This window comes from Bradyrhizobium huanghuaihaiense (assembly GCF_007830635.1).
Taxonomy (GTDB): domain Bacteria; phylum Pseudomonadota; class Alphaproteobacteria; order Rhizobiales; family Xanthobacteraceae; genus Bradyrhizobium; species Bradyrhizobium huanghuaihaiense.
The window spans coordinates 323,130-341,073 of record NZ_VLLA01000006.1 but is presented as its reverse complement, the minus strand read 5'-3'; the positions used below and the strand labels follow the sequence as shown (position 1 = coordinate 341,073).

The 17,944-nt window shown below is 64.9% G+C and carries 20 protein-coding genes; all 20 read left to right on the top strand.

Annotation, left to right across the window (positions count from 1 at the left end; translation table 11 throughout):
• Positions 1 to 639: flagellin (locus IQ16_RS16160; protein ID WP_145831594.1), on the top strand; the 639-nt coding region annotated here is incomplete at its 5' end.
• A gap of 305 nt (positions 640 to 944) precedes the next feature.
• On the top strand, positions 945 to 2,573 hold the full coding sequence (fliF, locus tag IQ16_RS16155) for a flagellar basal-body MS-ring/collar protein FliF (protein ID WP_020607790.1): 1,629 nt from the start codon (positions 945 to 947) through the stop codon (positions 2,571 to 2,573).
• The gene (locus tag IQ16_RS16150; RefSeq protein WP_018641249.1) at positions 2,570 to 3,277 is read left to right on the top strand and encodes a hypothetical protein; all 708 of its coding nucleotides are present in this window, start codon (positions 2,570 to 2,572) and stop codon (positions 3,275 to 3,277) included. The genes fliF and IQ16_RS16150 overlap by 4 nt, the downstream gene beginning before the upstream one ends.
• Positions 3,278 to 3,285: 8 nt before the next feature.
• Positions 3,286 to 4,593, top strand: coding sequence for a MotB family protein (locus tag IQ16_RS16145; RefSeq protein WP_026311732.1), 1,308 nt, complete (start codon positions 3,286 to 3,288; stop codon positions 4,591 to 4,593).
• Positions 4,590 to 5,783: a chemotaxis protein gene (locus tag IQ16_RS16140; RefSeq protein WP_018641247.1), complete on the top strand. Its 1,194-nt coding sequence runs from the start codon at positions 4,590 to 4,592 to the stop codon at positions 5,781 to 5,783. Before IQ16_RS16145 ends, IQ16_RS16140 begins: the two co-directional genes overlap by 4 nt.
• Positions 5,780 to 7,108 (top strand): flagellar hook-length control protein FliK, encoded by a 1,329-nt coding sequence (gene fliK, locus IQ16_RS16135; RefSeq protein WP_018641246.1) that lies wholly within the window; start codon positions 5,780 to 5,782, stop codon positions 7,106 to 7,108. Before IQ16_RS16140 ends, fliK begins: the two co-directional genes overlap by 4 nt.
• Positions 7,059 to 7,640 carry a transglycosylase SLT domain-containing protein gene (locus tag IQ16_RS16130; RefSeq protein ID WP_026311731.1) on the top strand — a complete coding sequence of 194 codons (582 nt, stop codon included), beginning with the start codon at positions 7,059 to 7,061 and terminating at the stop codon, positions 7,638 to 7,640. The genes fliK and IQ16_RS16130 overlap by 50 nt, the downstream gene beginning before the upstream one ends.
• Before the next feature lie 90 nt (positions 7,641 to 7,730).
• On the top strand, positions 7,731 to 8,963 hold the full coding sequence (locus IQ16_RS16125; protein WP_018641244.1) for a flagellar hook protein FlgE: 1,233 nt from the start codon (positions 7,731 to 7,733) through the stop codon (positions 8,961 to 8,963).
• 34 nt (positions 8,964 to 8,997) lie between these two features.
• Complete coding sequence (gene flgK / locus IQ16_RS16120) at positions 8,998 to 10,473, top strand: flagellar hook-associated protein FlgK (protein ID WP_018641243.1); 1,476 nt, start codon at positions 8,998 to 9,000, stop codon at positions 10,471 to 10,473.
• Between the two features lie 3 nt (positions 10,474 to 10,476).
• Positions 10,477 to 11,523 (top strand): flagellar hook-associated family protein, encoded by a 1,047-nt coding sequence (locus IQ16_RS16115; RefSeq protein ID WP_145831593.1) that lies wholly within the window; start codon positions 10,477 to 10,479, stop codon positions 11,521 to 11,523.
• Between the two features lie 69 nt (positions 11,524 to 11,592).
• A complete protein-coding gene (flaF, locus tag IQ16_RS16110) occupies positions 11,593 to 11,937 on the top strand; it encodes a flagellar biosynthesis regulator FlaF (protein ID WP_018641241.1) in 345 nt (114 codons plus the stop codon).
• A complete protein-coding gene (flbT, locus tag IQ16_RS16105) occupies positions 11,937 to 12,347 on the top strand; it encodes a flagellar biosynthesis repressor FlbT (protein WP_018641240.1) in 411 nt (136 codons plus the stop codon). The genes flaF and flbT overlap by 1 nt, the downstream gene beginning before the upstream one ends.
• 14 nt (positions 12,348 to 12,361) lie before the next feature.
• Positions 12,362 to 12,775: a flagellar hook assembly protein FlgD gene (flgD, locus tag IQ16_RS16100; protein WP_018641239.1), complete on the top strand. Its 414-nt coding sequence runs from the start codon at positions 12,362 to 12,364 to the stop codon at positions 12,773 to 12,775.
• Complete coding sequence (gene fliQ / locus IQ16_RS16095; protein WP_018641238.1) at positions 12,772 to 13,038, top strand: flagellar biosynthesis protein FliQ; 267 nt, start codon at positions 12,772 to 12,774, stop codon at positions 13,036 to 13,038. Before flgD ends, fliQ begins: the two co-directional genes overlap by 4 nt.
• A 73-nt stretch (positions 13,039 to 13,111) precedes the next feature.
• Positions 13,112 to 15,193 carry a flagellar biosynthesis protein FlhA gene (gene flhA, locus IQ16_RS16090; RefSeq protein WP_018641237.1) on the top strand — a complete coding sequence of 694 codons (2,082 nt, stop codon included), beginning with the start codon at positions 13,112 to 13,114 and terminating at the stop codon, positions 15,191 to 15,193.
• Positions 15,190 to 15,942, top strand: a complete 753-nt coding sequence (gene fliR / locus IQ16_RS16085; RefSeq protein ID WP_018641236.1) for a flagellar biosynthesis protein FliR — start codon at positions 15,190 to 15,192, stop codon at positions 15,940 to 15,942. The genes flhA and fliR overlap by 4 nt, the downstream gene beginning before the upstream one ends.
• Before the next feature lie 4 nt (positions 15,943 to 15,946).
• On the top strand, positions 15,947 to 16,366 hold the full coding sequence (locus tag IQ16_RS16080) for a hypothetical protein (RefSeq protein ID WP_018641235.1): 420 nt from the start codon (positions 15,947 to 15,949) through the stop codon (positions 16,364 to 16,366).
• The gene (locus IQ16_RS16075) at positions 16,363 to 16,848 is read left to right on the top strand and encodes a rod-binding protein (RefSeq protein ID WP_026311730.1); all 486 of its coding nucleotides are present in this window, start codon (positions 16,363 to 16,365) and stop codon (positions 16,846 to 16,848) included. Before IQ16_RS16080 ends, IQ16_RS16075 begins: the two co-directional genes overlap by 4 nt.
• A 38-nt stretch (positions 16,849 to 16,886) precedes the next feature.
• Complete coding sequence (locus tag IQ16_RS16070; RefSeq protein ID WP_018641233.1) at positions 16,887 to 17,399, top strand: hypothetical protein; 513 nt, start codon at positions 16,887 to 16,889, stop codon at positions 17,397 to 17,399.
• The gene (locus IQ16_RS16065) at positions 17,396 to 17,854 is read left to right on the top strand and encodes a hypothetical protein (protein WP_018641232.1); all 459 of its coding nucleotides are present in this window, start codon (positions 17,396 to 17,398) and stop codon (positions 17,852 to 17,854) included. The genes IQ16_RS16070 and IQ16_RS16065 overlap by 4 nt, the downstream gene beginning before the upstream one ends.
• Positions 17,855 to 17,944: the final 90 nt, after the last annotated feature.

Here is a 17,944-nt window from a genome sequence, read left to right as displayed (position 1 = left end):
ACCGCCGGTATCGACCGGACCAAGATCCAGTCGGAAGTCACCCAGATCCAGCAGGATATGAAGCTGAAGGCCAACTCGGCCACGATCAACGGCATCAACTGGCTGAGCATCGACGTTACGCCCTCGTCGTCCACGGCCACGCCGACGACCTTCAACCTCGTGTCGTCGTACTCGCGTGTCGGCGGTACGCCCACCATCGGCTCCATCACGGTGACGACCGCCACCTTCGCGCTCTACACCACCGGCGGCTCAACCACGTCCGGCATCCTGGATACGGTGACCGGCAACAGCACGACCGGTTTCGCGTCGGTCGCCACGCTCGCTATCGGCTCGCTGACCGACTCGGCGACTGACCAGGCCAAGCTCGACGGCTACATCAACCAGGTCACCGCTGCGATCAACACGGTGGCCTCGGCTGCCGCCAATCTCGGTGCCATCAAGAACCGCATCGCGACCAACACGGAATTCGTCAAGAACCTGATCGACTCCGTGGATCGCGGTATCGGCCAGCTCGTCGACGCCGACATGAATGCGGAATCGACGCGCCTGCAGGCGCTTCAGACCCAGCAGCAGCTCGGCGTTCAGGCACTCTCGATCGCCAACCAGAACAGCCAGAGCATCCTGTCGCTGTTCAAGTAAGCCTCGACTTTGGAAACGACCGTGCTCCCCCGGGAGCACGGTCTCCGCCATGACCGGCGGATATGATGGCACAAGATGTGCCTGCAGTTGATCCCCTGACGCCAGATCTCGGGCAGTACGCCGCAGTCGATCGCGCCGCGATGAGTCCGGTTGTGCGTCTGTTGCCGATACGCGCGATAGCGTCCCCCGATTTCTTGTAAATTTACCACGCCTCGCCCGCGAACCGACACATTCGTGGCCTCGCGCAACCTTCAGACAAGGTTGGCAGCGGAGTGTCCTCTACGTTCGCATTGGTACGAGGTCATATGCTGTTCAGTCGTGCGCAGATACAGCAACTGCTCAACAATCTGCTGGAGCTCGGGCCACGACGGCTGATGGCCCTGGGACTGATCGGCTTTGCCGTTCTCGTCACCGTCGTCGGCGGTGCGTACTATCTGAGCCGGCCCGAGTTCGAGACGCTCTATACCGGCCTCACCCGGGAAGACGTGACGCGCATGGGCGCGGCGCTGCGCGAGCAGAACATCGCCTTCGACGTCAATACCGCCGGTGACGCCGTCTCGGTGCGTCCGAGCCAGACCATGCAGGCGCGGATGCTGCTTGCCGAGAAGGGCCTGCCGACCAGCGCCAATTCCGGTTACGAGCTGTTCGACAAGATCGGCTCGCTCGGCCTGACCTCGTTCATGCAGGAAGTCACGAAGCTGCGCGCGCTCGAGGGCGAGATCGCGCGCACCGTTCAGCTGATGAAGGGTGTGAAGGCGGCGCGGGTGCACATCGTGCTGCCGGTGCGCGGCTCGTTCCGCGCGACCCAGCAGCCGCCTTCGGCATCGGTCGTGCTGCGCACCGACGGCGCGATCGAGGCGCGCACGGCGCAGTCGATCCGTCATCTCGTCGCGGCCGCCATCCCCGGCATGAGCCGCGACAAGGTGACGGTGCTGGATGCCGACGGCTCGATGCTGCTCGCCGAGGAAGATGAGGCGAGCGCCGCTCCGACCAAGATGGCGAGCCTGCAGAAGACGGTCGGCGGGATGGTGCAGGAGAACATCCGCAAGGCGCTGACGCCATACCTGGGCCTGGATAATTTCGAGGTCAGCGTCGCCCCGCAGCTCTCCACCGACAAGCGGCAGACCAACGAGACCGTCTACGATCCGGAGGGGCGCGCCGAACGTTCGGTGCGAAACGTGCGCGAGAAGGAATCGTCGCAGAACGCCGACCGTTCGCAGCCGACCACGGTGCAGCAGAACCTGCCCGATCAGCAGGTGAACGCCGGCGGCACCAAGAACTCCAGCGAGGACAAGACCCGCCGCGAGGACGTCACCAATTTCGAGGTCTCGTCCAAGACCACGACAACGGTGAGCGACGGCTATTCGGTCAAGAAGCTCTTCATCGCCGTGCTGGTCAACCGTGCGCGGCTCGTCGCCGATCTCGGCGACAAGAGCAACCAGGCCATCGTCGACAGCAAGCTCGCCGAGATAAGCGCGCTCGCGGCCACGGCCGGCGGGCTGGACAAGGCACGCGGCGACCAGATCCAGGTCACGGCCGTCGACTTCATCGAAGGCTCGCGCGATCTCGCGCCGGTGCCGCCGATCAGCTTCGTCGAGATGATCAACAAGCAACTCGGCAGCGTCATCAACGCGGTGACGATCCTGGCGGTCGCCTCCATGCTGGTCTGGTTCGGACTTCGGCCCGCGGTCAATGGCATTCTGACCCATCGTGCGGCGCAGGAGCAGACCGAGGCGGCCGAGGCTGCCGAGCTCGAAGCCGCCGCGGCCCTTGCGCTGGCCGAGAGCCAGGATCCCGAGCTCAACCTCGTCGAAGATCTCGAAGGCAAGATGCAGCGAACACCGCAGAAGCGGCTCGAGCAGATCGTTCGGCTCGATCAGGCGCAAGCGGCAGCGATCCTTAAAGACTGGATGCGACGCGAGGAGGCGGCATGAACGCGGCAATCGGAAAACTCCTGACGCAGTTCGACGCGAATGGCCGGGTCAAGTCGCCGCCGCCGCCACCGCCGCCCAAGATCCAGGACGTGCTGACGAGGCCGAAGGAGGCGCGGCGCGAACCGCAACCCCAGGCCCAGCCGCAGCGTCAGCCTCAGTCGCAGCCGCAGTTTCAGCCGGCGCCTGCAGCGCCCGAGGCGGAAGCTCCGCCGGTCAATCTTCTCGACGATGCCTATCGTCGCGGCCATGCCGCCGGCGTTGCCGAGGGCGATGCCAGGGTCGCCGAGGAGCGCGTCCGCAGTGCGATCCGGCTCGGCGAGGAGCGCGCCAAATGGTCCGATCAGCAGGCGGCCGCGATCGTCGGCGGCTTCGAGGCGGCTTGCCGCGAGATCGAGACCAACATCGCGAGCTCCGTCGCGCGCATCCTGCTGCCTTTCCTCGCCGATGCGGTCCGCGACAAGGCGGTTGGATCGCTGGTCGAGCAGATCGCGGCGCTGACCGGCAATTCGCCGGTGCCGGTGTTCAAGGTCACCGGCCCGAGCGAGCTGCTCGACCTCGTGAGGACCCAGCTCGAGGCTAGCAGGCGCACGGGGGTCGAGTACGAGGTTGCCGAGACTTCTGAGGTCCGCGTCGTCGCCGACCAGACCGTGATCGAGACGCAGATCACAGCCTGGGGCGAGCGCCTGAAGGAAGCGCGCCGGTAGCAGCCATGGTGGAAGAGGTTAAGCAGGAGCTCGTGATCGTCCGCCGGCGCAGCGCCTTCGCCGAGGAGGCGCATCACGGCGGCGTATGGAAGATTGCCTATGCGGATTTCATGACCGCGATGATGGCGTTCTTCCTGGTCATGTGGCTGCTCAACGCGCTCAACCAGGACCAGAAGCAGGTGGTCGCGAGCTACTTCAACCCGATCAAGCTCGCCGAGAATGCGCCGGCACCGAAAGGTCTGAAGGATCTCACCAAGAAGGAGCCGACCACGTTCGACGGTCAGGAGGGCCGGCGTCAGCCGGGTGGGCCGAGCGAGGAACGTCGCGGTGACTCCCCGACGGCCGAGAAGCCGCCGTTCTACGAGGAGAAGGTCCTGTTCCGCGATCCCTATGCAACGCTTGCCGAGATCGCAAACAATGCGAACGAGGCCTCGGGCCAGCGCCGCGCCGGCTCGCTGACCTCCGCGGAGGAGGACGGTCTCAAGGGCGGCGACGCTTATCGGGATCCCTTCGATCCCGGCTATTGGAAGCTGGCGCCGCAGGCATCGAAGGACGCGGATCGCATCATCGAGAGCGAGCCGAAGCCCAATCCGTCCGCGCGCGACAACATGTCGGGCGCCGGTCAAGGCGAGCCGCAGGCGCGCCGCGCCAAGACGGACGATGCCGGCGGAAGCATCGCTCCGAACGCCGATGCATCGTCCGCGAGCCTGTCGCCCCTGCTGCCGCCGGGGCCCGCGCCGTCGCAGTCATCGCGCGAGGGCAGCGCCCAGGCGAACGCGCAGTCCGGCGCGCAGGCGCGTCCCAACGACGCGAAGAAGGATTCCGAACCGCGCGAAGCCGCGCAAACACAGCAGCCCACCGTCAAGCAGCTGCAGTCCGCGATCGCGGATGCGCTGTCGGACATCAAGGCCGGTGCGGGACCGGTCGCCGAGGTGCGTCAGGTCGAGGAAGGCCTGCTGGTCAGCCTGACCGACGATGCGAGCTTCGGCATGTTCGCGGTCGGCTCGGCCGAGCCGCGGCCCGAGCTCATCCGGGTGATCGACAAGATCGGGCCGCTGCTGGCGAAGCGTCCCGGCATGATCATCGTCCGCGGCCACACCGACAATCGGCCGTACAAATCGGAGAACTACGACAATTGGCGGCTGTCGACCGCCCGTGCGCAGATGGCTTACTACATGCTGGTCCGCTCCGGCGTCGATGCACTGCGAATCGAGCATGTCGAAGGTTATGCCGATCGGCGGCCGAAGCTTCCCAGCGACCCGGCAGCCGCACAGAATCGCCGGATCGAGATCCTGATCCGGGAGAAGCGTCCGTGATCAGGCCGCTCCTCTGCGCTGCCCTGTTGATGGTGCTGCCGCCGACGGCGGCGCCCGTGCTTGCCGATCCGGCGCCGGTCGCTGCCGCGACGTCAAGCGAACCGTATGAGCTCGTGCGTGCCTTGCAGGCCGTGCAGGACGGCATCGCCAACGGCGACACCGCGGCGCATGGCAGTCACATCGCGCTGATCCGGCAGATCGGCGAGAAGTTTCTTGCCGCCGATGCGAATGTGTGGAGCAATCCGCAGAACGGTCAGGCCGTCGTCATCTACCTGCTCAGCGGCGGCGCGCCGCAACTGGTCCGCAAGCTGCCACGCGACAAGATGAGCGTCGACGGTCGGTTGTTCGATGGCGCGCTCGCCTATGTCGAGGGCCGTCAGGACGAGGCGCGCGAGCTGCTCAAGGACGTCAAGCCGCGCACGCTTCCGTCGGGCCTGGGCGGACAGGTCGCGCTGGTGCAGGGCGCGCTGTTCGCACGCACCGAGGCATCGCTCGCGATCGAGCGACTGGACGATGCGCGTCTGCTCCTGCCCGGCACGCTGGTGGAAGAGGCGGCGCTGCGGCGCGAGATCCTGCTGGTCGGGCAGGCCGAGGATTTCGACAAGTTCGAGTTCCTGACGCTGGCCTATATCCGCCACTATCGCAACTCGATCTATGCCGGCGATTTCTGGCAGCGTTTCTCCACGGGCCTGACGCAATCGAGCCTGGCTCTCGACGAGCGCCGCTTTGCGCGCATCGTCACCCTGCTGGACCAGATCGACCGCGCCAGCCGCATCAAGCTGCATCTCATGATCGCGCGCAACGCGATGCTGCGTGGACTGATGCCCGTGACCCGGCTCGCGGCCGAGCGTGCGCTGGCGCTCAGCGCCGATGCCTCCGCCGAGCGCGAGCGCGCACATTTCTTCCGCGGCGCCTCGCGGGCGCTCACCGACGAATATGACGGTGGTCTCGCCGAGCTGAAGGCGCTCGATCGGTCGAAGCTGCCCGAGCGCGACGTTGCTCTCCTGAATGCGACGTTGCAGCTCGCGCTCGACGTTCGCAAACCATTTGCAGGCGGTCCCGCCGCCACCGCCGACAAGCCTCCGGCGACGCCGGCGCGCCTCGATCTCGCATCATCGAACGTGATACTCGCGCGCGCGCAGAAGCAGCTCGGCGAACTCGAACTCCTCGCCAAGGATCGCCGCCCATGACCAAACTCAGCGGAACCTCCGGACAGCTCTTCTCAGGCCTCGCCGAGAGCCTCAACATGCGCGGTACATCGCGCTCGGCAAAAGCAGCAGGGACGAAATCGCAGGCGGATTCGTCGTTCAACGATCTGCTTCACACCGTCTCGAACCTGGCGAAGCGAGCACTCAACGATGAGGCCAGCAGCACGACCGTGAAAGCCGGAACGTTGCGCGCGCGCCTGGCGCATCAGGCCGGGAAGGACGAAACGGGGCAGGAACGCACCGAGGTGGTCGACGAGGCCAGCTCCGGTCACAAGTCGTCCGGACAGAAGACCGACCACCCGTCGCAGACCCAAGGTCCGGTCGATGATGCCGCGAAGGCGGACGTTTCGAACCGGTCGAGCATGCCCGCGATCGTTGGACAGGAGCTCGCGGCCGTACCAGCCATGAGGTCGCAGGTGCAATCGCAGGCGGGTGACGGGAAGGACGCCTCCGCGCGCGACGAGCGCTCCTCCACGTCGAAGCGCGAGGTTCAGGCTGCGGGCGCGGCGAAGATCGCCGCCGCTGATCCCGCGCCGCCCGCCGCCGCCCCGATCGGCGCGCGTTCGCAGGCGGCAGTCGCCGCGCAGCAGGACAACGAGGGTCCGTCAAAGGCATTGCCCGCAACGTCAGGCTTCGAGGCCGTCACGGCCAATGTCGAACGCGCCGTCAAGGCCTCGGCCCGGGACGCATTGCCCGAGACCACCAAGGTCACCGTGGTCCAGCAGGAGACCCATCTGCCCCCGGCGCAGTTCAACGCGCCGCAACAGGTCGCCAATGCGGTGGTCGCGGAACTGAAGGAATCCTCAGTGCCGACGGCGTCGTCCGCAACCCCTGATCTCGCCGGGGCGCAGACCAATGCGCCGGACCAGCCGCTCAAGATCCTGACCGTCAACCTGGAGCCGCCGGCCCTCGGCAATGTCACCGTGCGCCTCCGCCTGGTCGGCTCGGAGGTCTCGATCCACCTCGCGGCCGAACGTAAGGACACGAGCCAGATGCTGGACCAGCAGCGCGACTCGATCCGCGATCTGATGCAGTCGGCCGGTTACGTCGCCGACGTCGCACCCGTCCAGCACGGCTCGCTCGATGGTTTTCAGAGCGGCTCCAGCCAGTCGCAGCCGCAGCCGCAGCTCTCGGGCCAGCAGCAGTCATCCTCACAGTCGCAAGGCACGTTCGACGGCGCCAGCACGTCGTCGGGACAATCGGACGGCGATGCGAGACAGGCCCGGCAGGAGCGCCAGTCCAACCAGGAGACGCGTCATGACCAGGACGTGGCGCCGCAGATTCGTCGCGGCCCTGTTTATCTGTAACGCGGGCGCCGCGGAGGCTGCCGCCGACAGCGCGCGCCCTTGCGAGCGCGAGATGGCGCGTGCAGCCCAGCAGCACGGCATTCCGCTCGGCATTCTCTACGCCGTCGGCCTCACCGAGACCGGACGGCGCGGGGCGCTCTATCCTTATGCGCTCGGCGCCGACGGTCAGACCGTGTTCGCCAAGGACATGACCGATGCGATTGCGAATTTCGAGGCGATGCGAGCCAAGGGCATCAAGCTGATCGACCTCGGCTGCATGCAGATCAACCACTATTATCATGGCGACAAGTTTGCCTCCGTGCAGGCGATGTTCGATCCCGCCAAGAATGTCGAATACGCCGCGCGCTTCCTGAAGGAGCTGAAGCAGCGCGAGGGCAGCTGGACCATGGCGGTCGCCCGCTACAATGCGGGCCCCAACAACCAGCCGGCGCAGAAGCGCTATGTCTGTCACATCGTCGCTCATCTCGTCTCGAGCGGCTTCGGAGCCTGGACCGACAAGGCGCGCTCGTTCTGTCAGCCGAAAACGACCTGACAACATGAAGTTGTGCATGGTTCCCGACCATCAGCCCCGCGCAAGCAAGAACCCTCATTGTAGCTGCAACCTACCAAAGGAGCCCAATTCATGAGCCTGTATGGTGTTATGCGCACCGGTGTTTCCGGGATGTCTGCGCAATCCAACAAGCTGTCGACGGTCTCGGACAACATCGCGAACGTCAACACGACAGGCTACAAGCGGGCTTCGACCGAATTCTCCTCGCTGATCCTGAAGAGCGGTTCGGGCAATTACGATTCCGGCGCCGTCGAGACGACGGTGCGCTACGCCATCAGCGACGCCGGGCATACGCAGTTCACCACGTCGACCACAGACCTCGCCGTCCAGGGCAACGGCTTCTTCGTGGTGTCGAACGCCAACAACACGCAGCAATATCTGACGCGCGCCGGCTCGTTCGTGCCGGACGCCCAGGGCAATCTGGTCAACGCGGCCGGCTACTACCTTCTGGGTCAGCCCGGTAAGGTGACCAATTTCTCGCAGAACAGCCTGTCCGGCATGCAGATCGTCAACATTGCCCAGGTTTCGCAAGTGCCCGTGCCGACGACGGCGGGAACACTCACGACCGGCAATCTGGATCCGAAAGCGGCTGTGATCGCCGGTCCGCCCGGACCGGCGTCATATTCGTCGAAGAGCTCGATCGTGGCCTACAACAATATCGGCCAGGCCGTTACGCTCGACGTCTACATGTCCCACACGGCGACGGCCGCCGGCTCGGACACCTGGCAGATTCAGGCTTACAACTCCGCGACGGGTGCGTCGGTCGGCGCCGCCACCACTTTCACCTTCGATACGACCGCAACCGGCAAAGGCGCGCTGGCCGCGGCGAGCCCGACGACTCTCTCCTTCACCGTCCCCGGCGGTGCGGCGACGACCCTGGATCTGTCGAACATGACGCAGACCGGAACCGACTTCAGCTTCAAGGCGACCGTCAATGGCAGCGCTCCATCGGCCATCGACAAGGTCGACGTCGACGAGAACGGGTACGTGACAGCCGTGCTCAAGAACGGGCAGCAGATGACGCTCTACACCATCATGCTCGCCGACGTCGCGAGCCCCGACAATCTGACGCCCGAGCCGGGCAACGTCTACTCCACCAACATGAATTCCGGCAACGCGCAGGCCGGGAATGCTGGTACCGGCGGCCTCGGCACGATCCAGTCCGGCGCCCTGGAAGACTCCAACGTCGACCTCGCGGACGAACTCACCGGGATGATCGAGGCCCAGCGCGGCTTCACCGCCAACTCGAAATCGTTCCAGACCGGCGCCGACCTGCTCGACGTCGTCGTCAACCTGAAGCGCTGAATTCTTCAGCGCCCGTTCCGGGCAAGAGCAAAACATGTCCCTTACCGCCGCTCTCGACTCCGCCCGCGCTTCACTCATGGCGTCGGGCATTCAGTCCTCGACGATCTCGCGCAACATCGCCGGTGCCAGCGCCACCGGCTATTCGCGCAAGATCGCGGTGCTGGACAATCTGCCAGGGGCCGGCGTCTATGTGGCGGCGATCCAGCGCGCCGCCAGCTCGGGTCTCTACAACAACGTCTTGACCGCGACCTCGTCGTCGGCCAAGCAAAGCGCGATCTATGACGGTCTCCAGAAGATCGCAACTGCAACGGTCGACGATCCGGAGCTCGACCAGTCGCCGACTTCGCAGCTCAATGCGCTGAAGAAGGCGCTGCAGCAATATGCCAACGCCCCGGACAACACCACGCTGGCTCAGGCGGCGGTCACGTCCGCCAAGGATATGGCGACCTCGCTCAACGAGGCGACCAAGACCGTGCAATCGGTTCGCGAGGGAGCGGATGCCGACATGGCGACCTCGGTCGCCAACATCAACCAGCTCCTCTCCCAGTTCGACAAGGTCAACAATGCGATCGTGAGGGGGACGATTGCCGGTGACGACGTCACCGACTATCTCGACCAGCGCGACAGCATCGTATCGAAGCTGTCGGAGGAGGTCGGCGTCTCGATGTCGATCCGCACCAACGGCGATGCTGCGCTCTATACCGACAGCGGCGTCGTGCTGTTCGACAAGACGGCGCGAACGGTCAGCTTCACGGCGACCAACATCTATTCGCCCGGCACCACGGGCAACGCGGTCGTCATCGACGGCGTCCCGGTGACCGGCGCCAATTCGGTGATGCCGCTGAAGTCGGGCAAGCTTGCGGGTCTAGCTCAGCTGCGTGACCAGGACACCGTCACCTATCAGAGTCAGCTCGACGAAATCGCGCGCGGGCTGATCAACACCTTCAGGGAGAGCGATCAGACCGCTGCGGCGCTGCCCGATGTTCCCGGTCTCTTCACCTATCCCGGCGCGCCGGCGATGCCGGCGAGCGCCACCGTCTCGGTCGGACTTGCCGGCCTGATCAGCGTCGCGGCGTCAGTCGATCCGGCGCTCGGCGGCAATCCCAATCTGCTGCGCGACGGCGCGATCAGCGGCAACCCTGCATACAGATACAACACCGCTGGCAATGGCGGCTACTCGACCCGGCTGCAGCAGCTCATCGGCGGCATGGATGCGGCACAGCCGTTCGATGCGACCACGCAAGGCAAGCCGAGCGGCAGCCTGATCGACTACGCGTCGTCGTCGACGAGCTGGATCGAAAACCAACGGAAGACCGCGGACTCCAACGTCACCTACCAGAAAACGCTGCTCGACCGCAGCACCGCGGCGCTGTCGAACGTCAGCGGCGTCAACATGGACGACGAGATGTCCTTGATGCTTCAGGTCGAGCGCACCTATTCGGCCTCGTCGAAGATCATCTCGACCGTCGACGAAATGTTGCAGAGCCTGCTGGCTGCCGTGGGGAATTAAGCCATGATGAGCGCGAACTACATCTCGACCTTGATGCTGTCTTCGTCGTTGAGGACGTCAATCACGAACAACCAGGCCGCGCTCAGCAAGGCGTCGACGGAAGCGACCACCGGCCGTTTCTACGATGTGGGCCTCGAGCTTGGGGCCACGACGGGAAGCGACCTCACCCTGCGGGCGGACTGGAGCTTCGCCGATCAGCTCGTCGATACCAACGAGCTCGTCTCGGGGCGCCTCGACGTGACGCAAGCCCGGATCACCCAGCTCGGCACGACCGCAACGGACTTCCTCAAGGACCTGATCGCGGCTCGCAGCACCGACAACGGCGGCCGGATCGTTCTGCCGCCTGCGTCCGCCAACCTGCAGGATCTGATCGGCGCGCTGAACGTCTCCTATAACGGCTCGTATCTCTTCTCGGGCGTCAACACCCAGAACCAGCCGGTCACGCCCTATGCCACGGGCTCGGCCAGCAAGAACCGGGTCGACGCCGATTTCCTTGCGACCTTCGGCTTCTCGCAATCCTCGGCCAGCGTGAGCGGCATAACCCCCGCACAGATGCAGACGTTCCTCAACACCACCTTCGATGCCGAGTTCGCGAGCCCGGCCTGGAACACCAACTGGTCATCGGCTACCGACCAGGTCATGCAAAGCCGCATCTCCACGACCGAGATCGCCGATACGTCCGTCAGCGCCAACCAGCCCGGCTTCCGCAAGCTCGCCGAGGCCTACACCATGATGGCGGATCTCGGTAACGCGAAACTGAGCCAGGAGACGTTCCAGGTCGTCGTGGACAAGGCCATCAGCCTCGTCGGCAGCGCAATTTCTGATCTCGCGACCCTCGGCGGCAGCGTCGGCACGGTCCAGCAGCGGATCACCTCCGCAACCGACAAGCTCAAGACGCAGCAGGACATTCTGAACAATCAGATCGTCGGTATGGAGAAAGTCGATCCGACGGAAGCCTCGGTCCGGGTCAACACCCTGCAGACCCAGATCCAGACGGCGCTGGCGCTGACCTCACAGCTCCAGAAGATCAGCCTCATCAACTATCTCTGAGCCAAGCTCGCTTTTTCGAGGTTCACGACCCTTGTCTTGTTATTCCGTTTCCTGCGCAGAGTGGTCCTGATGACGTTTGAAGCCTATGCATCGGTCGTCGACGAGAGCGGCTATGAGGCGAGAGGCCGCGAGCGCCAGGCGCTCAGTCTCGGCATCGATCGCCTCGAGCGGCTTCAGACGGGACACTACAGTTTCGAGGATCACGTCCAGAGCATGCTCTATGTGCGGCGGTTGTGGACGATCTTCATCGAGGATCTCTCGCATCCGGAAAACGGGCTTCCCGAGAAGCTGCGCGCGGAAATCATCTCGATCGGCTTGTGGGTCATCAAGGAGGCCGATCGCCTTCGCGAAGAGAGGTCGGATGACGTCGCGCAGCTCATCGAAATCAACCGCCTGATCCGAGACGCGCTCTAATGAAGATATCCTTGCGGGCGGGCGAACGGATCTACATCAACGGCGCGGTGCTGCGCGTGGACCGCAAGGTCTCCGTCGAGCTCGTCAACGACGTCATGTTCCTGCTCGAAGGGCAGATCATGCAAGCGTCCGACGCCACTACTGCGATGCGGCAGCTCTATTTCATCGTTCAGCTCATGCTGATGAACCCGACCGATGTCCGCGACGCTTCGGCGCTCTACGCGCAGCACCACGCGGCCCTGGTCGCGGTGTGCGAAAGCCGCGAGATGCTGGAGGGGCTCGCCGCGGTCGACGAGCTGGTCGAGGCGACACGTTATTTCGAGGCCCTCAAGCGGATCCGGGCGCTGTTCCCGGTGGAGCAGGCCATCCTGGCCGGCGCCACGATCGTTTCCCCATTCCAGGCTGCCTGACAGCGGAGAGGCACATGAACGTCACCAGCGCGACCGACAGCACCAGCAAGTCGACCAGCACCACGACGACCACGTCGAGCAACAGCGTCGACTACAATACCTTTCTTCAGCTTCTCGTCGCCGAGATGAAGAACCAGGATCCGACCAATCCGATGGACACCTCGCAATATATGAGCCAGTTCGCCCAGCTTTCGACGGTCGAGCAGGCCATGCAGACCAATACGAAGCTGGACGCGCTGTTGTCCTCGCAGTCGTTGTCGCAGGCCGACGCACTGATCGGAAAGACCGTCAGCTTCACCGACTCGACCGGCGCGACCTTTTCCGGCAAGGTCAAGTCCATCTCCATCAACAGCGACGGCTCCATCGCGACCCTCGAGAACGGCACGAAGGTCGCCGTCGGGCCCGGCCTCACGATCAGCCAGTCATGAACGAGCGCGACGCCCTCGACATCGTCCAGGCGGCGATCTGGACCATCATCGTCGCCTCCGGGCCTGCGGTCGGCGCGGCAATGCTGGTCGGCACCATCATTGCACTGATGCAGGCCTTGACCCAGATCCAGGAGGTGACGCTGACCTTCGTTCCGAAGATCATCGTCATTCTCGTGGTCGTCGCCGTCTCCGGCTCGTTCATCGGCGCCCATCTCTCCACCTTCACCGAGATGGTCTATTCGCATATCGAGCGGGGCTTCTGAGCCGCGAGGCGGCCACCACCCTCGCGTAAGCTTTGCGCGGCAGATTACGGGGCGGACCCTCTGCCGGTGACCCATGGCCGATACGTTAGCTGCTAGCCTGCCCAGCCCCCGCCGATTCGGGGCGGACGCCTTCTTTGCGGCCGGCATCGTGACCATGCTCACGATCCTGTTCCTGCCGATACCGCCGATCCTGATCGATCTAGGCCTCGCCTTCTCGATCGCGCTGTCGGCGCTGATCCTGATGGTCGCGCTGTGGATCCAGCGGCCGCTGGATTTCTCGGCCTTCCCGACCGTGCTGCTGATCGCGACCATCCTGCGCCTCGCGCTCAACATCGCGACCACGCGCCTCATCCTGTCGCGAGGCGGGGAGGGCGAGCACGCCGCCGGCTACGTCGTCGCCGGCTTCTCCAAATTCGTCATGGGCGGCGACTTCGTCATCGGCCTCATCATCTTCGCGATCCTGGTCACGGTGAATTTCGTCGTGATCACCAAGGGCGCAACCCGTATCGCCGAGGTCGGCGCCCGTTTCACCCTGGACGCCATCCCCGGCAAGCAGATGGCGATCGACGCGGATCTGTCCGCGGGTCTGATCGACGACAAGGAAGCCCAGCGCCGCCGCCGCGAGCTCGAAGAGGAAAGCGCGTTCTTCGGCGCCATGGACGGTGCTTCGAAATTCGTTCGCGGCGACGCCATCGCCGGTCTGCTCATCACCGCGATCAACATCTTCGGCGGCATCGTGATCGGCGTCACCCATCACGGCCTCACGCTGTCGCGCGCCGCCGACGTCTACACCAAGCTCTCCGTCGGCGACGGTCTGGTGTCGCAGATGCCGGCGCTGATCGTGTCGCTGTCCGCGGGCCTGCTGGTCTCCAAGGGTGGCACCAGGGGTTCGGCGGAACAGGCCGTGCTCCGGCAGCTCGGCGGCTATCCTCGCGCGGTGTCGGCCGCCGCGCTGATGATGTTCGTGCTCGCGCTGATGCCGGGACTGCCGATGCCGCCTTTCGTGCTGCTCGGCGGCGTCATGGCCTTCGTCGGCTACACCTTGCCCAAGCGGCAGGCGGCCGAGAAGCAGAAGGAAGATGCGCGCAAGGCCGACGAGCGCGCCCAGGCCCAGGCCAAGGAATCGGTCAAGGAATCGCTGAAGACGGCGGAGATCGAGCTGGCGCTCGGCGGCCATCTTTCGGTCCACCTCCTGGGCTCGCGCACCGAGCTTGGCCACCGCGTCGCCAAGATCCGCAAGAAGTTCGCCAAGCAATACGGCTTCGTGATTCCCGAGATCAAGCTCACCGACAATCTGTCGATCGATCCCAAGAGCTACCAGATCCGCATCCACGACACCCGCGTCGCCAACGGCGAGCTCAGGCTCGGCGAGGTGCTGGTGCTCGTCGACAAGGACGGCAAGCCCGACGTGCCGGGCGAGGAGGTGATCGAGCCCGCCTTCGGCATGAAGGCACTGTGGGTGACGGAAGCCTTCGCCGACGAGGTCAGGCGGCAGGGCTGCAAGCCGGTCGACAATCTGTCGGTGCTGCTCACGCATTTGAGCGAAGTCATCCGGGCGAACCTCGCCCAGCTCCTGTCCTACAAGGACATGCGCGGGCTGCTCGACCGGCTCGATCCCGAATACAAGCGCCTGGTCGAGGATCTCTGCCCCTCGCAGATCTCCTACTCCGGCCTGCTGGCGATCCTGAAGATCCTGCTGGCCGAGCGCGTGTCGATCCGCAACCTGCATCTGATCCTCGAGGCGATTGCCGAGATCGCGCCCCATGTGCGGCGCTCCGAGCAGGTCGCAGAGCATGTGCGCACGCGCCTTGCCCAGCAGATCTGCGGCGATCTCTCCGACAATGGCGTGCTCAACGTGGTCCGCCTCGGCAACCGCTGGGATCTCGCCTTCCACCAGAGCCTGAAGCGCGATGCCAAGGGCGACGTCGTTGAATTCGACGCCGATCCGCGGCTCATCGAGCAGTTTGCGACGGAAGCCAGCGCCGCCATCCGCAAGTTCACCGAGAACGGCACGAGCGTGGTGCTGGCGGTGACCCCCGAAGCACGCCCCTATGTCCGGATGATCCTGGAGCGGGTGTTCCCGACGCTGCCGATCCTGTCGCATGTCGAAGTGGCGCGCAGCTCCGAGATCCGTGCGCTCGGAGCCATATCGTGATCAGCGGCCTCGCCGACAGCGTGCTGGTGACGTTCATCGTGTTCTGCCGCATCGGCGCCTGCCTGATGTTCGTACCGGGCTATTCCAGCGTCAACGTCCCGGCCCAGGTCCGGCTGTTCATCGCGCTGGTCACGACGTTCGCGCTGACGCCGATCCTGATCGCGGTACTGAAACCTCTGACCGACAACGCGGCACCGCTGTCGCTCGCGCTGCTGATCGGCACGGAGATCCTGGTCGGTAGCGTCATCGGCCTCGGCGGACGCGTGTTCTTCCTCGCGCTCCAGACCATGGCAACCGTGATGGCGAGCGCGATCGGACTGAGCAACATCCCGGGAACGCCGGTCGGCGACACCGATCCGGCGCCGGCGCTGGTGCCGCTGATCATGGCATCGGTCACCACGCTGTTCTTCATGACCGACCAGCACTGGCAGGTGCTGCGCGGGCTGATGAACTCCTACGACGTCTGGCATCCCGGCAGCAGGATCGGCGGCAGCATGGCGCTCGACCAGCTCGTGGGCCGCCTGTCGGAGGCGTTCGTGCTGACGCTGCGGATCGCCAGCCCCTTCATCGTCTATTCCGTCATCGTCAACTTCGCGGTCGGACTGATCAACAAGCTGACGCCGGCGATCCCGGTCTATTTCATCTCGGTGCCCTTCGTGCTGTTCGGCGGCTTCCTGCTGCTCTACCTCACCAGCGACGAGCTCCTGACGCAGTTCATCCTCGGCGTCTCCTCCTGGCTGGCGGAGTGACGACATGAAGTCGCGCGCGGACAAGCTTGGTCGGATGGTCTCGCTGGTAAAGCTCCAGCTGCGGCTGTCCGAATGGCAGCTCGCGTACCTGCGGCAGCAGGAGCAAAGCTTGCAGGACGAGCAGGAATGGCTGGTCGGCGCGCTGAACGAGGGCAAGCCGCCGGCTGGATCGTCGAGCGAGTCGATCGCACGGCGACTCAACAGGACAAGCGTCGGCGCGCGCGCCGCGCAGGAGCAGGCCTCGCGGCAGCTCGATCAGGTTCGCCGCGAGACCCGCCGCGTGAAACAGCTCGAGGAAGTCGCCAAGGCGGCGCTCGCGGAGAAGCTTCGCGACGCCGAAAAGCGTTCGCTCGAGGAGATGACGGGAACAAGCCTCACCGTGCGCGCATGGACGCCGCGGCCAGCCAGCCGGACCAAGACATGATCGTGACAGCGACACCCGACCTCGTCCTTGACGTCCTCGAAGCCGCCGATCCCGTGACGCAGCGCGCGGCGACCGCGAAGCTCGATGCGCTGAAATCGTCGGGCGCCGATTTCGCTGCCACGATGGACGCCGAGGTCGGCAAAGCGGCCGCGGCTGCGGCTGCGGATCAATCCGCGGCGAAGGTCGCCGAAGCGCAGTCAGGCGCGGTGAACGGACCTCCGGTGCAGGTGATCAAGGCGCCGGCGTCCGGCGAGGTCTACCGGAAGTTCGAAGCCTTCATCCTCCAGAGCTTCGTCGAAACGATGCTGCCGAAGGAGTCCGAGGAGCTGTTCGGCAAGGGGACCGCGGGCAGCGTCTGGAAATCGATGCTGGCGGAGCAACTCGGCAACCAGCTCGCGAAGGGCAAGGGCATTGGCATTGCGAAGCAACTCGCCGCAGCAAATCCGGCGGGTCCGGACGTGACGGGAAAGGCCGGATCATGATCCGGAATGGGTGACAGAAGTTGAGGGGTGAATTTCCTATGCAGGCACAAGAAGGCGCGACAGCCCTGGTGATGGAGCAGCCGGTCGTGGACACCGAGGCGATGACGATTGCTGCAGCATCTCCCGATGCGCTGTTGCCGGTATTGCTACCCAATGTCAGCGGCGAGGCGGTGATCGAGGGCGCAGATGCGGTGAGATCGGACGAGGTGCGCGGCCTGTTGGCGGCGATCCGCCGGCTCGAAAACATCGTCGAGGAGGAGACGGTCGCGCTCACGACGGGCAAGAAGATCGACTTTGACGACTTCAGCGCCCGCAAGAGCCGCAGCATGCTGGAGTTCGTCCGCCTGATGCGGGCGCGGATGCATCTTGGCAGCGAGGTCGAGGTCACCGAGGAGATCCAGCGCCTGCGCGAGAAGCTCGAGCGCAACCGGTCCGTCCTCGAGATGCATTACGACGCGGTGCGCGAGGTTGCGTCGATCATCGTCAAGGCGATCAAGGAAGCCGAGTCGGACGGGACCTATACCGGTCGCACAGCACAGGACGGAAAATGATCAGACTCGTGCTGGCCGGGCTCTGGGTCTGCATCCTCACGGCGGGCACGAGCTACGCCGTGGCCTATTGGAAGGAAAACGGCAGCCTTTTGCCGGCAAAGGACGCCTATCTGGACGGGCTCCAGTACCAGAAGACGCGGGCGTTGAGCGTGCCCATGGTCGAGAACGGCAATGTGCAGGGCTATATCGTAGCGCGCTTCGTCTACACCGTGGAGGCGCGGACCATGCACCAGCTGAATGTTCCGCCGGAGCCGTTCGTGGTCGACGAGGCATTCCGCCGGATCTATGCCGACGACCGCCTCGATTTCAGGAAGCTCGCCCGCTACGACCTCTCGATCCTCACGACGGCCATCAAGCAGCGTGTCAACGAGCGGATGCAGGCCGACGTCGTCCAGGACGTCCTGGTCGAGGACTTCAACTACGTCTCCAAGGAAGAATTCCAGTCGAAGCCGTAGGCTTCACCGGACAGGCGTGAGGCGGCTTTTGCGGAAGCATCACGTCCGCATGAGATCCTGAGGCGCCATTCTCATCTCGTCGCGCCTTGC

Excerpts from the sequence above, each read along its gene's own strand:
- IQ16_RS16065 (WP_018641232.1), top strand. The coding sequence starts at position 17,396 with ATGATCAGACTCGTGCTGGCCGGGCTCTGGGTCTGCATCCTCACGGCG.
- IQ16_RS16080 (WP_018641235.1), top strand. The coding sequence starts at position 15,947 with ATGAAGTCGCGCGCGGACAAGCTTGGTCGGATGGTCTCGCTGGTAAAG.
- IQ16_RS16150 (WP_018641249.1), top strand. The coding sequence starts at position 2,570 with ATGAACGCGGCAATCGGAAAACTCCTGACGCAGTTCGACGCGAATGGC.
- flaF (WP_018641241.1), top strand. The coding sequence starts at position 11,593 with ATGACGTTTGAAGCCTATGCATCGGTCGTCGACGAGAGCGGCTATGAG.
- flgK (WP_018641243.1), top strand. The coding sequence starts at position 8,998 with ATGTCCCTTACCGCCGCTCTCGACTCCGCCCGCGCTTCACTCATGGCG.
- IQ16_RS16075 (WP_026311730.1), top strand. The coding sequence starts at position 16,363 with ATGATCGTGACAGCGACACCCGACCTCGTCCTTGACGTCCTCGAAGCC.
- flgD (WP_018641239.1), top strand. The coding sequence starts at position 12,362 with ATGAACGTCACCAGCGCGACCGACAGCACCAGCAAGTCGACCAGCACC.
- fliQ (WP_018641238.1), top strand. The coding sequence starts at position 12,772 with ATGAACGAGCGCGACGCCCTCGACATCGTCCAGGCGGCGATCTGGACC.
- IQ16_RS16125 (WP_018641244.1), top strand. The coding sequence starts at position 7,731 with ATGAGCCTGTATGGTGTTATGCGCACCGGTGTTTCCGGGATGTCTGCG.
- fliK (WP_018641246.1), top strand. The coding sequence starts at position 5,780 with ATGACCAAACTCAGCGGAACCTCCGGACAGCTCTTCTCAGGCCTCGCC.
- IQ16_RS16115 (WP_145831593.1), top strand. The coding sequence starts at position 10,477 with ATGATGAGCGCGAACTACATCTCGACCTTGATGCTGTCTTCGTCGTTG.
- IQ16_RS16070 (WP_018641233.1), top strand. The coding sequence starts at position 16,887 with ATGCAGGCACAAGAAGGCGCGACAGCCCTGGTGATGGAGCAGCCGGTC.
- flhA (WP_018641237.1), top strand. The coding sequence starts at position 13,112 with ATGGCCGATACGTTAGCTGCTAGCCTGCCCAGCCCCCGCCGATTCGGG.
- fliF (WP_020607790.1), top strand. The coding sequence starts at position 945 with ATGCTGTTCAGTCGTGCGCAGATACAGCAACTGCTCAACAATCTGCTG.
- IQ16_RS16130 (WP_026311731.1), top strand. The coding sequence starts at position 7,059 with ATGACCAGGACGTGGCGCCGCAGATTCGTCGCGGCCCTGTTTATCTGT.
- flbT (WP_018641240.1), top strand. The coding sequence starts at position 11,937 with ATGAAGATATCCTTGCGGGCGGGCGAACGGATCTACATCAACGGCGCG.